The sequence below is a fragment of the Bradyrhizobium arachidis genome, assembly GCF_015291705.1.
GTDB classification, from domain to species: domain Bacteria; phylum Pseudomonadota; class Alphaproteobacteria; order Rhizobiales; family Xanthobacteraceae; genus Bradyrhizobium; species Bradyrhizobium arachidis.
Genome location: NZ_CP030050.1, coordinates 4,181,516 through 4,195,671, shown reverse-complemented (window position 1 = coordinate 4,195,671; position 14,156 = coordinate 4,181,516). Strand labels below are relative to the sequence as shown.

The 14,156-nt window shown below is 64.8% G+C and carries 14 protein-coding genes; 4 read left to right on the top strand and 10 right to left on the bottom strand.

Translation table 11 applies throughout. From position 1 onward, the window contains the following. The first annotated feature begins 488 nt into the window (after positions 1 to 488). The 3 genes from WN72_RS19265 (at position 489) to WN72_RS19255 (ending at position 2,512) form a co-directional block, all read left to right on the top strand. Positions 489 to 689, top strand: coding sequence for a hypothetical protein (locus tag WN72_RS19265; protein WP_027560427.1), 201 nt, complete (start codon positions 489 to 491; stop codon positions 687 to 689). After that, positions 682 to 1,110 (top strand): DeoR/GlpR family DNA-binding transcription regulator, encoded by a 429-nt coding sequence (locus WN72_RS19260; protein WP_051377667.1) that lies wholly within the window; start codon positions 682 to 684, stop codon positions 1,108 to 1,110. The genes WN72_RS19265 and WN72_RS19260 overlap by 8 nt, the downstream gene beginning before the upstream one ends. 541 nt (positions 1,111 to 1,651) lie before the next feature. Further along, positions 1,652 to 2,512, top strand: coding sequence for an alpha/beta hydrolase (locus WN72_RS19255; RefSeq protein ID WP_092218528.1), 861 nt, complete (start codon positions 1,652 to 1,654; stop codon positions 2,510 to 2,512). Positions 2,513 to 2,590: 78 nt separating this feature from the next. Here the strand turns inward: WN72_RS19255 and WN72_RS19250 are convergent, their stop codons facing one another. From WN72_RS19250 to WN72_RS19205, 10 genes are all read right to left on the bottom strand, one after another. Next, complete coding sequence (locus WN72_RS19250; RefSeq protein ID WP_092218529.1) at positions 2,591 to 2,998, bottom strand: Rieske (2Fe-2S) protein; 408 nt, start codon at positions 2,996 to 2,998, stop codon at positions 2,591 to 2,593. Further along, complete coding sequence (locus WN72_RS19245) at positions 2,970 to 3,674, bottom strand: ABC transporter ATP-binding protein (RefSeq protein ID WP_027557197.1); 705 nt, start codon at positions 3,672 to 3,674, stop codon at positions 2,970 to 2,972. Before WN72_RS19245 ends, WN72_RS19250 begins: the two co-directional genes overlap by 29 nt. Further along, the gene (locus WN72_RS19240) at positions 3,667 to 4,449 is read right to left on the bottom strand and encodes an ABC transporter ATP-binding protein (protein ID WP_167381067.1); all 783 of its coding nucleotides are present in this window, start codon (positions 4,447 to 4,449) and stop codon (positions 3,667 to 3,669) included. The genes WN72_RS19245 and WN72_RS19240 overlap by 8 nt, the downstream gene beginning before the upstream one ends. Continuing rightward, positions 4,449 to 5,495: a branched-chain amino acid ABC transporter permease gene (locus WN72_RS19235; protein WP_092218532.1), complete on the bottom strand. Its 1,047-nt coding sequence runs from the start codon at positions 5,493 to 5,495 to the stop codon at positions 4,449 to 4,451. The genes WN72_RS19240 and WN72_RS19235 overlap by 1 nt, the downstream gene beginning before the upstream one ends. After that, on the bottom strand, positions 5,492 to 6,364 hold the full coding sequence (locus tag WN72_RS19230) for a branched-chain amino acid ABC transporter permease (RefSeq protein WP_167381068.1): 873 nt from the start codon (positions 6,362 to 6,364) through the stop codon (positions 5,492 to 5,494). Before WN72_RS19230 ends, WN72_RS19235 begins: the two co-directional genes overlap by 4 nt. A 125-nt stretch (positions 6,365 to 6,489) precedes the next feature. Then, complete coding sequence (locus WN72_RS19225; RefSeq protein ID WP_092218533.1) at positions 6,490 to 7,644, bottom strand: ABC transporter substrate-binding protein; 1,155 nt, start codon at positions 7,642 to 7,644, stop codon at positions 6,490 to 6,492. 92 nt (positions 7,645 to 7,736) lie between these two features. After that, positions 7,737 to 8,936 (bottom strand): xanthine dehydrogenase family Fe-S subunit, encoded by a 1,200-nt coding sequence (locus WN72_RS19220; RefSeq protein ID WP_092218534.1) that lies wholly within the window; start codon positions 8,934 to 8,936, stop codon positions 7,737 to 7,739. Continuing rightward, a complete protein-coding gene (locus WN72_RS19215; RefSeq protein ID WP_092218535.1) occupies positions 8,933 to 9,769 on the bottom strand; it encodes an FAD binding domain-containing protein in 837 nt (278 codons plus the stop codon). The genes WN72_RS19220 and WN72_RS19215 overlap by 4 nt, the downstream gene beginning before the upstream one ends. Beyond that, entirely contained in the window at positions 9,766 to 12,159 is a 2,394-nt protein-coding gene (locus WN72_RS19210; protein WP_092218536.1) for a xanthine dehydrogenase family protein molybdopterin-binding subunit, read from the bottom strand. Before WN72_RS19210 ends, WN72_RS19215 begins: the two co-directional genes overlap by 4 nt. 9 nt (positions 12,160 to 12,168) lie before the next feature. Next, positions 12,169 to 13,446, bottom strand: a complete 1,278-nt coding sequence (locus tag WN72_RS19205) for an amidohydrolase/deacetylase family metallohydrolase (RefSeq protein WP_092218537.1) — start codon at positions 13,444 to 13,446, stop codon at positions 12,169 to 12,171. Positions 13,447 to 13,602: 156 nt separating this feature from the next. On the opposite strand from WN72_RS19205, the gene WN72_RS19200 reads away from it, so the two are divergent. Continuing rightward, positions 13,603 to 14,097: a MarR family winged helix-turn-helix transcriptional regulator gene (locus WN72_RS19200; protein WP_063708485.1), complete on the top strand. Its 495-nt coding sequence runs from the start codon at positions 13,603 to 13,605 to the stop codon at positions 14,095 to 14,097. Positions 14,098 to 14,156 lie beyond the last annotated feature (59 nt).

The window sequence follows — 14,156 nt, the reverse complement described above, 5'->3', positions numbered from 1 at the left end:
ACCTGGAGGTTAAATGACTCGGATTAGAATTTCCCATAGCTGGCGGACCATTCGGGGTGCGCATATCCGTATCGTTCACCGGCGTAAGGTTGCGGTCAAGTCGGGCTCAAGCATTCTCCAATCGGCACGTCAGGGAATGGCCACTTATGGCGACGAAGGGGCCACCATAAGGGTGAAAGTATCGCCATCATCGTGATCGCCATCCTTCAGCGGGTGACGAGGGCAGTTAGGCCGCCTTGGTCGGCGGCCTCTTTTGTTTCAGTTTGCATCAACCGTCGGCGGCGTGTCGCCAGAGCCATGCCAACTATTCACCACCGAGCATCATCAACGAGCCTTGCTGGCGAAGCCCCTACACGGGCGGCTGCAAGTTTTCATTTCGACGCCTTCCGCCTCGGTCGTCTCCGCCAGACGCGACTTCGACCCCCGTCACCCGCCTCGCGTGCGCGGAAATTCGGGCGACGAAAGGTTTCAAATACAGGAGGCAGGAAATGAGTCTTCTTTCGGTTATCGGCTGGGATATTATTGGGTGGAATAACCTCACGCCACAGGGCATTCGGTTCGGCATTGCGGCCATCCTTGCGCTGTTAGCGGTAGGCCGCCCTGGGCCGTCGATCTTTGAACTCTTTACCGGACTAATCTGCGTCCTGGGTGCTGGCCTCATGGTGGCGCAGGCAATCTCGCTTGGTTGAATCCTCACTGCCGGGTTTTCACGTACGCACTGGCCGCCGGGTCGCGAAGCTCGGCCAGACTGTCCGCAGCCGCCAGCGCCACGTCCGTCTCGGGACCGACAAGAATGCCGCCGCGTTCGCGCAGAATCCTGGTGCGGCGATATCGATCGCCGGCGGCACGCTCCGCCCGCTCGACCGGGACATCGTCGGCGAGGCGGCCGTAAACATTTTCGCGGGCTTGCAGGCCGACTATGGCATCGTCGGCGTCGATCAGGATGGCTCACTCCTGGACTTTCACGTCGGCGAAGTCCAGGCGCGCCAGTCCATCGGCGCGAATTCACGGATGACCGTGCTCGTTACCGACACCACCAAGTTCGGCCGCGGCGCGACCGTGCGAGGTGGCCAACTCGAGGATTGCCGGCGCACAAGGGCCCGAACCTGAGACCCGCTGATTAAGAGCTGGTCGGTCCCACCCGTCGCGTCATTGATAAAATAGCTTGCAAGTAGCTGCGCGAGTGCAAAGAAGCTGCGCTTTCCGCGACCAATCTGCCTGCTTCAAAACGCCTGCTCACGTTGGCCTGCGCAGGATTTATCTTGATCTCCCGGTGCACACGTCGCGCACACGCCGCCTTCTAACCGGTTGAAAAACCTATACACCCGCTCCAATCCATCATGGGGGCGACGGAAAAGCGATAGTCTTGCGATTTCAAATGCTATTCTTTCATCGAACCGACAGCACGGAGGTGCGCATGCACCCGAACCAGCATTTTGCGTGGCGTGGAGCATACCCTTCGCCTGAATGGGCGTCTGATGCAACCGCAACAGTAAAGTGGTGCGGACAAGAGAAAGCAACAATGATCCCGCATGGCATAATCCGAGGCAGCCTTGTCCAATCTGGACACGGCTGGTCTAACACCTCAATTGTCGGTGAATAGCCGGCCCAAATTGGATAAGGGTGCCATCCGGGCCGCATCGGAGTGATTATGATTGAGAATGCTCATTCGAGAGGTCGACCAGTCGACCCCCGTTCCGCATGGTCCGGGCTGTCCCAGGCAGAACGTGACGCCGCCTATGACAACAACGCGGCCGTCAAGAACAGCACGGCCCTGATTGCCGAACGGAACGAAGCCTCTGGCCGGCTGCGAAGCACGCTGAAATCCCATCTCGATCTGGCTTACGGTCAGCGGCCGAACAACAAGATCGATCTCTACCCGGCCGGCAGGCCTGAGGCGCCCTGCTTGGTATTCCTGCATGGCGGCTATTGGCAGCGCAATTCGCGCGAATTGTTCGCGATGCTCGTCGAAGGCATCGCCGCCCATGGCTGGTCGGTTGCCATTCCCGGCTATTCGCTGGCGCCGGAGGTATCCCTCACCGACATCGTCGCCGAAGTGCCGCGCGCGCTCGACTGGCTTGCCGCAAATGGCGCGTCCTATGGCGTTGCCGGACCGGTCGTCTTGTCGGGTTGGTCCGCCGGAGCCCATCTCGCAGCGATGGCGCTGAACCATCCGAGTGTCCATGCGGGACTGGCGATCTCAGGCGTGTACGAGCTCGCGCCAATCCGCGATACCGGCCTCAACAACGCGCTGAAGCTGACGGATGAGGAAATCGCCGCGCTGTCGCCGCTGCGCCTGCCCGTCACGCCGAAGCGGCTCGACATCGCCTATGGCAGCAACGAGCTGCCGGCGCTCGTGTGCGATTCCATCAACCTCCACGACAAGCGCACGGCGGCGAAGGCGCCCGGCAAGCTCATTCCGGTCGACGGCGCCGACCATTTCACCATTCTCGAGGCCCTGCGGCGGCCAGAGGGGGTCCTCGTCGACGCCGTTCGCCGGTTGCTGGACTGAAACGTGAAAACAACCCCATGCACAGTAGAATGCCGTTGTTTTCAAAGACGAATTTTGCAGGCAAGGCGACACCATCGATTATTCTGACTCGTCGGGCAAAACAGGGGCATGACGTCGCGCTTGCCGCTCTCGCACTTCCACGCAGATTTGTGCTCCCGTGATCCGTATCGGGTAAAGCCGCAACGGCGGGCTCGGCCATCCCGGATTGATCGCCCCGTCCCGCAAATCGAACGATGCCGCGTGACGCGGACAGAACAGCCGGCCGGCCCTCACCTGTCCGAGAGCCAGGTCCGCCTGTTCATGCGGACACGCGCGGTCGCATGCGACGGCATCGCCGTCGTTCCAGATCACCAGCAGGTCGAGGCCTGCAACATGTACGTGAACGATCGTCTCCGCTCTCAGGCGGTCGAGATCGCAGACCGGCGTCCAGCCGAAGCCAGCCGAGCCGGCGGCATCGTCATCCACCGAGATAGGCCTTCCGCACATGCTCGTTCTCGATCAGCTCGGAGCCTGCGCCCGACAGCACGATGCGGCCATTCTCGAGCAGATAGGCGTGGTCGCACATCTCGAGCGCGGCGAACGCATTCTGCTCGACCAGCAGCACCGTGGTGCCGGCATCGCGGATACCGCGGATGATCGCAAAGGTTCGCTCGACGATGTTGGGCGCAAGGCCGAGCGAGGGCTCGTCGAACATGATCAGCCGCGGCCGCGACATCAGCGCGCGCCCGATCGCCAGCATCTGCTGCTCGCCGCCCGACAGCGTGCCCGCCGCCTGCCGGCGTCGCTCGGCGAGCCGCGGAAATTCCGCGTAGATGCGGTCGCGGTCCGCCGCGATCTCGCCCGAACCACGACGGAGGTAAGCCCCCATGTCGAGATTTTCCTCGACGCTCATGTGCGGAAATACGCGCCGGCCTTCCGGACAATGTGCGATCCCGCTGGCGAGCACGCGCGGTGGTCTCGCCCCGGTGATGTCGATGCCCTCGAACCGCATTTGCCCTGCGCGCGGCGGCACGAGGCCGGAAATCGCACGCAGCGTCGTGCTCTTGCCGGCGCCGTTGGCGCCAATCAGGGCGACGAGCTGGCCGGCCTTGACGTCGAGCGAGATGCCACGCAGCGCAGTGACGCCGCCATAGCCGCACACCATGTCGCGGATCTCAAGCACGCCCCGCTCCATGTCCGAGATAGGCCTCGATCACGGCCGGATCGTTGCGGATCACATCCGGTGTCCCCTCGGCAATGATGCGGCCATAGTTCAGCACCACGATGCGGTCCGAGACGGTCATCACCATCGGCATGTCGTGCTCGACCAGCAGGATGGTGATGCCACGGTCGCGGACGCTGCGGATCAGCTCGACGAAGCGGTGGGTTTCCGAGGCGTTCATGCCCGAGACGGGCTCGTCGAGCAGCAGCATCGAGGGCTCCGCCGCCAGCGCCAGCGCGACACCGACAAGGCGCTGCTCACCGTAGGACAGCGAGCCGGCCGCATCATGGGCGCGGCGTTCGAGGCCGACCCATTCGATCAACTCGCTCGCGCGCTGCCGGAGCCTCCGTTCCGAGGCGCGCGCGCCCGGCAGCCCGAGGATGGCATCGAGCAGCCTGACCCGACCCTGACGATGCAGGCCGATCAGGAGATTGTCGTAGACGGTGTCGTTGGGAAACACGCTGGTGCGCTGAAAGGTGCGTATCAGGCCGAGATCGGCGATCTGGTGCGGCTTCAACCCGGTCAGCGTCGTACCCTGATAGGTGACCTGGCCTGCGCTCGGCGTCAGGAAACCAGTCATGACGTTGAAGGCGGTGGTCTTGCCGGCGCCATTCGGCCCGATCAGGCTGACGATCTCGCCCTCACCGACCGTAAAACTCATGTCGGAGATCGCGACTAGGCCGCCGAAGCGAACGGCGACCTGCTCGATGGTCATGGCAATGCTGCGCGCGGTCATCACGCCGGCTCCTTGGCACCGGTTTCGGTGAGCGCGACCGATGCCAACGCCGGCGCGCCGCTGCGCCGTCGGATGAAGCGCTGTGCGAGCGAGGGCACGATGCCACGGGGCAGCACGAACAGGATGGCGATCAGCACGCCGCCATAGGCGATCCACTGCGCCTCCGGCGCCATGACCGGCCGCAACGCGACCGGCAGCAGCCCGAAGATCAGGCCGCCGACCACGGGCCCGGCCAGCGAGCCCTTGCCGCCGCTGATCACCATGATGACCATGGTGACGGTGTTGATGAAGGCGAACACTTCGGGGTCGATGATCCGGATGTAGTGCGCATAGAGGCTGCCGGCCGCGCCCGCGATCGCGGCCGAGATCACGGCTGCCACCGTCAGCGTCCTGGTGACGTCGATGCCGACAGAGACGGCGAGCGTCTCGTTCTCCATCAGCCCCCGCATCGCACGGCCGAAATGGGAATGAACGAGGCGGGCGATCAGGAGATAGGCGACCAGCGCCACGACCAGCACGAGATAGTAGTTCTGCATCTTGGTGCGCAGCGTCAGCTCACCAAGGCCGGGCAAGGGCAGCGCGATGGATGGAATGTTGGTCAGTGCCAGCGGACCCTGCGTCAGCTCGACCCAGTTCAACGCGACCAGCCGGACGACCTCGGCAAAGGAGATGGTCACGATGACGAAATAGGCGCCGCGGACGCGGAAGGAGAGCAACCCGACGAAATAGCCGCACATTCCGGCGACCAGGATGGCCAGCAAGAAGCCTGCAATCGGCGGCCAAGGTGCGTGAACCAGGCGGACGTCTCCGGGCAGACCGACGTCGAAGCCGAGCGATGTCAGCGCGCTGACATAGGCGCCGATGCCGAAGAAAGCGATGTGGCCGAGGCTGAGCTGGCCGGTGAAGCCTAGCAGCAGATTGAGGCTCATCGCGCCGATGACGAAGATGCCGGTCGTGATCAGCGCGTTCAGGAGATAGGGATCGCGCAACCAGAGCGGCACCGAGGCCAGGGCCGCGACGGCGAGAATGGTGACGGCGGCTCTCATCCAACCCGCTCCGCGCGCGCAAACAGGCCGGTCGGCCGGAAGATCAGGACCGCGATGATGATCACGAAGCCCATGGCATCGCGGTAACCCGACGAGACGTAGCCCGCCCCCAATTCCTCGGCCAGCGCCAGGATGAAGCCACCGATCACAGCGCCCGTGATGTTGCCGAGGCCCCCGAGGATGACGATGGCGAAGGCCTTGACGGCGGCGAGATCGCCCATTTGCGGGAAGATCACGTAGACAGGCCCGAGCAGAGCGCCGGCGGCGGCGGCAAGGCTGGAGCCGATCGCGAAGGTCGAGGTGTAGATCATGTCCACGTTGACACCCATCAGCGAGGCCGTGTCGTGGTCCTGGAACGTCGCCCGCATTGCACGTCCCAGGCTGGTCTTGTTGATCAGGAAGTACGTCACCAGGATCAACATTGCCGCTGCGGCGAGCACAAACAGGCGAAGCCAGGATACCGACACCGGTCCGAGCACCAGCGGCGCTTCGGGAAACGGCGTCGCCACCGATTTGGCGACACCGCCCCAGATCCATAGCGTGCCGGACTGCATCGCGATCCAGGCGCCGATCATGACCAGCATCGTGGTGTCGATGTCGGAGCCGCGCAGCGGTCGCAGTAATGTCAGCTCGATGGCTGCTCCGAGCAGCCACCCGGCAAGCACCGCGACGGGCAATGCCAGGAAGAAATTCAGCCCGAGCTGCTGCACCACGATGAACATGATGTAGGCGCCGAACGTGTAGAGCACGCCGTGCGTGAAGTTCACAACGTTCATGATGCCGAAGATCAAGGTCAACCCGATGCCCAGCAGCGCATAGGTGCCGCCGAGCACGAGCATATTGACCAGATGCTGAAGGAATTCGCTCAAAGCCGTTCCCGAATAAATCGCACATGACGAGGGCAGTGATGTACCGCCCTCGCCGTCGACGAAGCGCGTTATTGTTTGAGCATGATCTTGCCGGAAAACCGCTTCACACTTTTCCGGATCATGCTCTAGAGCGTCTTCAGCTCGACCTTGCCGTCGTTGATCTCGATGAGATAGACGTTCGGCTGGCTCTGCCCACTCTCCTTGCCTTCCGGACCGGACTTGCGGAAAACGATATCGCCGTTCAGTCCCTTGATATTGATGTCCCAGAGCGCCGCCTTGATTGCGGCTGGCTCGGCCTTGCCGGCCTTCTCGATCGCCGCCGCCGCAGTGCGGATGCCGTCATAGCCGCGAAAACTCTCGGTGCAGCCGGCGAACTCGAAACCGCGCTTCTTCCATTCCGTGATGAAATAGTTGGTGGCTTCCGGATTCGGCGTCTTGTCCGGGAACCACGGCAGGAAGGTGGTCAGATGCATGGTGCCGTTGGCGGCGGCACCGGCCTGGGCGATGATCTGGTCCGGGTTCTGCGAGCCGCCGGTGGTGATGATGCGCTTCTTCAGGCCGAGCGCGGCCGCCTGCTTGAAGATCAGCGTCAGCTGATCGACCGCCGTCGTGACGATCACCGTCTCGGAATCCGAGCTCTTGATCTTGGAGAGCTGCGCGCTCATGTCCTGCGCGCCCTGGTCCATGGTCTCGACGAGGCCGATGCTGATGCCCTTGTCCTTCATCATCTTGCTGAAGTCCTCGGCAGTGCCCCGGCCCCAGTCGTTGTTGATGACGAGGAAGTCCACCTTCTTCAGCGCGAGCTTGTCGACAATGCCCTTGAACGCGGCGGCCTCGACCGCCGAGGGCGGCGAGATCCGGAAGATGAAGGGATTGCCCGTCGTCGTGATCTTGCCGGAGGACGAGGTTTCGACGACCATCGGGGTCTCGTATTCCATCAGCTTGGGCATCACCGCGAGCGTCAGGCTCGAGCCCCAGGCGCCCATCAGCACCGGCACCTTGTCGCTGGTGATGAGTTTTTCGGCGACGGCGGCAGCTTCCGTCGGATTGCTCTTGTTGTCCTCGATGACGAGCTCGATCTTCTTGCCGAGAATTCCGCCCTTGGCGTTGATCTCGTCGGCGGCGATCTTGGCGCCGTTGACCACGTAGGTGCCGGAGGCCGCGAACGCGCCGGTGAGCGGCTCATTGACGCCGATCTTGATGGTCTGCGCCCCTGCCGTGCCGCCGAACAAGGCCGTCGCCAGCGCGATGGCCGGAACCAGTCCGAGTGCTCGTGTCATGTTGTCTCTCCAAATCCCACGCTGTTGATATCCAGGGTCGTCCAATCCAAGGTCGTTCAAGGCTTCGTCACTCCACGGCGCCGGCACGCCGATCATCCCGCGCCACCTTTTCCAGTGAAGACGCGGCCAAACATGCGCGCCAGCCGGGCGCGCAAAACGTCCGAGGCAATCGACCAGCCACTGAGCTCTGCCGCGGCCACCTGCCCGGACGGCGCGCCGGACATGTGGCGGTCGAGATTGCCCGCGAACTCCGCAACGAGGCGCTTGGCAAGACCCCGCACCAGGCCGGGCCGGCCGACCTGCGCCAGCATTCCCGTGAGCGTGTACCCGATCGAGACTTCGACGGCGGTCGCCGCGCCGCCTTCGAGCGGAAGCAGGCGATATCGGATCTCTCCTTGCGTCGCCGAATGGCTCCGCTGGTCGGCGCCAACGCCGACGATGCGTCCCGATAGCGCTGCGGGATCGCGTTCGACGCGCGCGGCGCCCTCGAAGGACGCCGCGATCGGCCCGAGCCTGACGCTGATCATGCCCTCCACGCGCTCCGGCGTTGGCGGCGCCGTGAGCGATACGCCGGGCAGGCAGGATGCAATACCGGCGATGTCATCGAACATCGCGAACACCCTTGTCGGTGCATGCGGCAGCGTGAAGCGCTGATCGAGAACGGTCGCCGGAATGAAATCGGAAATTCGGACCAGTGCAGCGCCGTCTGATGCCGGCGCTGAGACCTGCCGCGCAGGCCTCGGCTCGTCGCCGCTGAACGTGGCTCGCCCCGATCCGGCGGGGCCTAGACTGATCCGGCCGCCGTCGGCAAGCGGCGCGATGTTGCGCGCACGCCTCGCCTCGATGACGGACTGGACGGCCCGCACAATCCCGACATAGCCGGTACAGCGGCAGAGATTGCCGCTGAGGCCGACACGGATGCGCCGCTCATCGGCATCGGGCAGACGCAACACCAGATCGCGCGCCGAGACCAGCATCCCCGGGGTGCAATAGCCGCACTGAAGGGCATGCTCGCGGGTGAAGGCTGCGCGCAACTCGGTCGTGACCTCGTCCTCATCGAGCCCTTCGATGGTGGTGATGTCGGCGCCCGCACAGGCCACCGCATAGGTGATACAGGAGCGCGCCGGCACGCCGTCGAGCAGCACGGTGCAGGCGCCGCAGACGCCGTGCTCGCAACCGAGATGGGTGCCGGTCAAGTCCAGCTCATCGCGGACGAAATCGGCCAAGCTGGTCCGCGGCTCGGCCGAAACTTCGACCGCACGGCGATTGACCTGAAGCGCGATCGTGGTCATGCGGTGGCCTCCAGGACGGCGCGCTTCAACACGCTGACATGGATGTGACGCTGCGCGACGTCGTTGATGCCGGCTTTGGTCAGAAGGCCATCCGCGACGCGAGCGTCGAAGCGCTGCTTGTAGTCGGCCGCGATCCGCCCGCCGAACAGCTCGGCGGCATCGGTGACAACGATCGGCGTCGTGTCAATCGCACCGATCACGACACGCGCCGAGGCAGCAACTGGATCGATCAGGACAGCGCCGATGGCGTGGGCAAACTCGCCGGTCTTGCGGCAGCTCTTGGCATAGCCCCAATGGGCCGAGGCCGCGCGTGACGGGACGTGAATCGCCTCGACGATTTCGCCCGCATGCAGCGCCGATTCCAGCGCGCCGACGACGAAGGCCTCGATCGCCATGGTGCGAGCGCCGCCAAGGCTGCGCAGCGTCACGCGCGCACCCAGGGCGGCGAGCGACGAGATCCAGTCAGCGGCGGGATCGGCATGACTGAGGGAGCCACCGATCGTGCCGCGGTTGCGCACCGCGCGGTATGCGATGTTGGCGGCGACGCCGCGCATGGCGCCGCGGGTCACGTCGGCCGTGCGCCCATCCTCGATGTCGGCATGGGTGACCAAGGCGCCGAGCACGAGTTCGCCACGAGAAACCTCGGCCCGCTTGAGCTCGGCCAGGCCGGAGATGTCCACGATCAGCTCCGGCTGCACCAGCCGCAGATTGAGCATCGGTCCGAGCGACTGCCCGCCGGCGATGATCTTTGCCGAACCGCCGCTTGCGGCCAGCATCGACAGCGCGGCGTCGAGATCGCGTGGACGCTCATAACTGAAGGGCGCCGGTTTCATGCCGCGCTCCTTTCGGCGGCGCGTGCAGCCAGCACGGCTTCGACGACGCGATGCGGCGTGATTGGCGACTGCATCAGCTCGACGCCGAGCGGACGCAGCGCGTCGTTGACGGCGTTGGCGATGGCCGCCGGCGGCGCAATCGCACCGCCCTCGCCGATGCCCTTCACGCCGAACTGCGTATAGGGCGACGGCGTTTCCATGTGATCGAGGCGCGCGGCCGGAACCTCGGTCGGGCCCGGCAGCAAATAGTCGGCGAGCGTCGTCGCCAGCGGCTGGCCGGAGGCATCGAACGGCATCTCCTCGTAGAGCGCAGTGCCGATGCCCTGCGCCAGACCGCCATATATCTGGCCGTCAACGACGAGCGGATTGACCAGCACGCCGCCGTCCTCGACGATCACGTAATCCAGAATTTCGACTTCGCCGAGATCAGGATCGACCGCGACCACGGCCGCATGCGCGGCATAGCTGAAGGTCCCGCTGTCGCGGACAGGCTTGTAGCCTTGCGTCACCTCGAGCCCGCCGGGATCGACATCGGCCGGGAGATCCTGCGGGCGACGATACCAGGTGTGGGCGATCGCCCTCAGGCTGACATGGCCATTGACGCCGCGCACTTCGCCATTCTGCAACACCACGGCGGCCGGATCGTGCTGCAACAGCTTGGCGCCGATGCGCCTTGCGCGTTCGCCGAGCTCGCGGCAAGCCGTCGCCACCGCGCCGCCGGCCATCACCATCGAGCGCGAGCCCCAGGTTCCCGTCGAATAGGGCGTCATCGCGGTGTCGCCGAGGATGATGCGGATCTTTGCGACGTCGACGCCGAGGATCTCGTGCGCGACCTGGGCAAGCGTCGTTTCCATGCCCTGCCCGTGCGAATGCACGCCGACGCGCAATTCGAGGCCGCCGTCCGGCGTCAAGCGCGCCGAGGCCTGCTCGTGACCCGGCACCATGGGGATGCCCCAGCCGGAATAGACCGAGGTGCCGTGCGCCGCCTGCTCGCAATAGATGGAGACGCCGACGCCGATGCGGCGACCGTCAACCTCGCCCAGCCTCTGTTTGGTACGAACGGAGTTGACGTCGATGGCGGCGAGCGCGCGCCGCATCGCTTCCGGGTAATCGCCGCTGTCAAAGTGCTTCCTGGTGATGTTGTCGAACGGCATCTGCTCCGGCAGCACCAGGTTGCGCAGCCGCACCTCGCCGGGCTCAAGCCCGGCTTCGGCCGCGACGAGATCAAGCATCAGCTCCAGCGCGAAGCAGACACCGGTGCGCGCAACGCCGCGATACGGCAGGATCGGGCATTTGTTGGTAGCAACCGAGAAGGTGCGGCAGCGATAGGCCGGCATCTTGTAAGGGCCGGGCAAAATGCTCGCGACCTGCGCGGCCTCGAGACAGGCCGAGAACGGATAAGACGAGTAGGCCCCGGAATCCACGGTCGCCTCGCAATCGATGCCGCGCAGCGTGCCGTCACGGTCCGCATAGACCGTGATCTTGTAATGATGCTCGCGGCAATTGGAGCTGGCGACGAGATGCTCGCGGCGATCTTCCAACCAGCGCACGGGATGGCCGTTACGCATGGTCAGCCAGGATAGGCAGACCTCTTCCGGCAGCAGAATGCCCTTGTGGCCAAAGCCGCCACCGACATCGGGCGAGATGACGCGGATCTGGCCCTCCTCCATGCCGAGGCATTCGGCAAGGCCGCTGCGGGTGATGTGTGGCATCTGTGCCGCGGAATGCAGCGTGAGCTGATCGAGCCGCCGGTCGAAGGTCGCAACCACGCCGCGGCCCTCCAGCGGCGACATGCATTGCCGTGCCGTCGAGATCTCGCGCGTCACCTTGATCGGCGCATCCAGCGCGGCGGAGATATCGACCTCGTAATTGGTCTCGAGGAAGACGTTGTCGCCCCAATGCTCATGCACCAGCGCCGAGCCGGGCTCGCGCGCCTTCAGCATGTCGTAGACTGCGGGCAGCTCCTCCAGATCGAGCGTCACGGAGGCCGCGATGTCCTCGGCCTCGGCGCGCGTCGGCGCCAGGCACATCGCAACGAGCTCGCCGACCTGGCGCACCTTGCCGGTGGCGAGCACCGGTTGTTCGGATATCTTGAAGCCCGGCAGCCCCGATACCGCCCGGATCGGCTTGATCCCGACGAGATCGGCCGCCGTGAACACGCTGCCGCGATAACGCTCGGGCACGTGGATGCCGCAGATGCGTGCATGCGCCATCGGGCTGCGCACGAAGGCGACGTCCTGAAGGCCTGCGAGCCTGATGTCGGCGACGTATTGGCCGCGGCCGCGCATCAGGCGGTCATCCTCCTTCCGCGGCAGCCGTGCGCCAACGCCCTGCCCGGACTTGCCAGAAGGAAACTCTCGTTCGTTGCGCACGCCGGCGTTCTCCCTCACCGCGCGGACTTATGCCGCGACGGCCTGCGGCAGGATCGGTGCGACCGCGTCGAAGCGCGTGCCGGCGCGCAGGCAGAAGGCCGGCTGCAGCAGGCGCTCGGCGATGACCTCGTTCTTCTCGTTGTCCTTCAGGACGAACCGGCCGTTCTTCTCCGTGAGCACGGAGACGTCGGCACCCATGCCGACCTTGAGCGCGCCGATCTCCTCGCTGCGGCCGAGCATCTTTGCGGGATTGGAGGTGACCATCGGCACCACCTGCTCCAGCGACAGACCGAGCGCCATCATCGAGCTCATCGCCTGCACCAGGCTGAACTTGGCCTGTCCTGCAAACGGATGGTTCTCCTCGTCCTCGTGCTGGTCGGGCGTTCCGGCCGGCGCGGGCACATGCGTGTTGTAGCCGTGAATATCGGCGCCGAGCGTGCTCGGAATGATCCCTGCGGCAATTGCCTTCTTGGCGAGCCGGTAAGAGAAGTGGCTACCGTGACCGACATCGACCTTCAGGCCGCGGTCGAGCGCGGCCTGGATCACCGGATGCACCTCCCCCTCGCGGTTGACGAAGCCGCCGGGATGACGCGTGAACGGATGAGCGAGAACATCGCCTTCACGCAAGAGCGGGATCACGCGCGTAAGAATCGTGTCAGCATCCTCGCCATTGGCGCCGCTCTCGGGCAGGCCCCAGAGCTGGCCGAAATGCACGTAGACCGGAAGATCGGCGCGCTTGCCGATCTCCGCCGCCATCTCGATGACGCGAATGCCCCAGCGCGCGAAACCACCGATCTCGGCATGCGCCTTGATGCCGCGTACAATGTCGAGATTGGCCGTCGCCGCCTTGACCGTGGCGTCGATGTCGACGCCATCGGGACTGTAGAGTTGCGGATAGAAGTGCCCTTCGAGGCCGCCGACGAGGTAGGCGGACAGGAAGGCGTAGACGCGCGACGCCGAAGGCTCCGCGATGAAGTGACGAAAGCCGGGCAGCGTCATGCAGGACGGGCCGCCCTGGTCGACCAGCGTCGTCACGCCCGACTGCACGCCGACCATGTCCGGATTCATGCCGAAGCGGCCGGAGACATATTGATAGACATGCGCATGGGTATCGATCAGCCCGGGCAGCACCAGCTTGCCGCTGACGTCGACGACCTCCTTGGCGCTGGTCGGCAGAATGTCCGACGCGACGGCTGCAATCCTGCCGTTGCGGATGGCGACGTCCTTGATGCCATCAACGCCGGAGGCGGGACAGATCACGCGACCGCCTCGCAGCAGAAGGTCGAAGCTGGCAGTAACGGACATGGGCGCTCTCCTCTCCCTGAACGAGCGACGGCATCGCCCGAATTACGAAGCATGCTTCGCATTTTGACAAAAGCAAGCTTCGTGCCATGATCCGGCGGTGGCAGGCGCACTCGAATCGAGCTAAGCGCGGCAGGGTTTGGATTGGGAGAGTGTGCATTGCGGCAGGCGAAGACACGTCGCGGCGGGAGTAGGCACCGCCCCTGGCCCTTGTCGCAACGACCCGGATATCTGATCCGCCGGCTGCACCAGATTCACGTCGCACTGTTTCAGGAAGCCTGCGGCGCGTTCGAGGTCACGCCGCTGCAATACAGTCTCCTCTCGGCATTGGCGGTGCGCGAAACCGCCGATCAGACCACTTTGGCGGCCGATATCGCCCTCGATCGCACCACCACGACCGGCGCATTGAAGCGTCTGGCGGCACGAAACCTGGTCGAGCGCGCGGTCAACAAGGACGATCGCCGGGCGCGCCTGTGCCGGTTGACGCCGGCAGGCGCCGCCTTGCTGGTCAAGATCGAGGGCGCGGCGCGACGGGCGCATCGCGCAACGCTGGGAGATCTCAGCGAGCGGGAGCAGGCGCAGTTCATCGAAATGATGCAGCGCATCGTGGCTGGCCACCCCAGTCGCGACAGTGCCACTGCCCTATTCGACTAGACGCAGCTGCCGCGCTTTTGGATTGGGCTGCTCAATTTATCATCGTACCGCTGCTCAGC

What these genes read in the sequence shown, in the direction of transcription:
- WN72_RS19265 (WP_027560427.1), top strand. Translation starts at nt 489, where the DNA reads ATGAGTCTTCTTTCGGTTATCGGCTGGGATATTATTGGGTGGAATAAC.
- WN72_RS19255 (WP_092218528.1), top strand. Translation starts at nt 1,652, where the DNA reads ATGATTGAGAATGCTCATTCGAGAGGTCGACCAGTCGACCCCCGTTCC.
- WN72_RS19250 (WP_092218529.1), bottom strand. Translation starts at nt 2,998, where the DNA reads ATGTGCGGAAGGCCTATCTCGGTGGATGACGATGCCGCCGGCTCGGCT.
- WN72_RS19240 (WP_167381067.1), bottom strand. Translation starts at nt 4,449, where the DNA reads ATGACCGCGCGCAGCATTGCCATGACCATCGAGCAGGTCGCCGTTCGC.
- WN72_RS19235 (WP_092218532.1), bottom strand. Translation starts at nt 5,495, where the DNA reads ATGAGAGCCGCCGTCACCATTCTCGCCGTCGCGGCCCTGGCCTCGGTG.
- WN72_RS19225 (WP_092218533.1), bottom strand. Translation starts at nt 7,644, where the DNA reads ATGACACGAGCACTCGGACTGGTTCCGGCCATCGCGCTGGCGACGGCC.
- WN72_RS19220 (WP_092218534.1), bottom strand. Translation starts at nt 8,936, where the DNA reads ATGACCACGATCGCGCTTCAGGTCAATCGCCGTGCGGTCGAAGTTTCG.
- WN72_RS19215 (WP_092218535.1), bottom strand. Translation starts at nt 9,769, where the DNA reads ATGAAACCGGCGCCCTTCAGTTATGAGCGTCCACGCGATCTCGACGCC.
- WN72_RS19205 (WP_092218537.1), bottom strand. Translation starts at nt 13,446, where the DNA reads ATGTCCGTTACTGCCAGCTTCGACCTTCTGCTGCGAGGCGGTCGCGTG.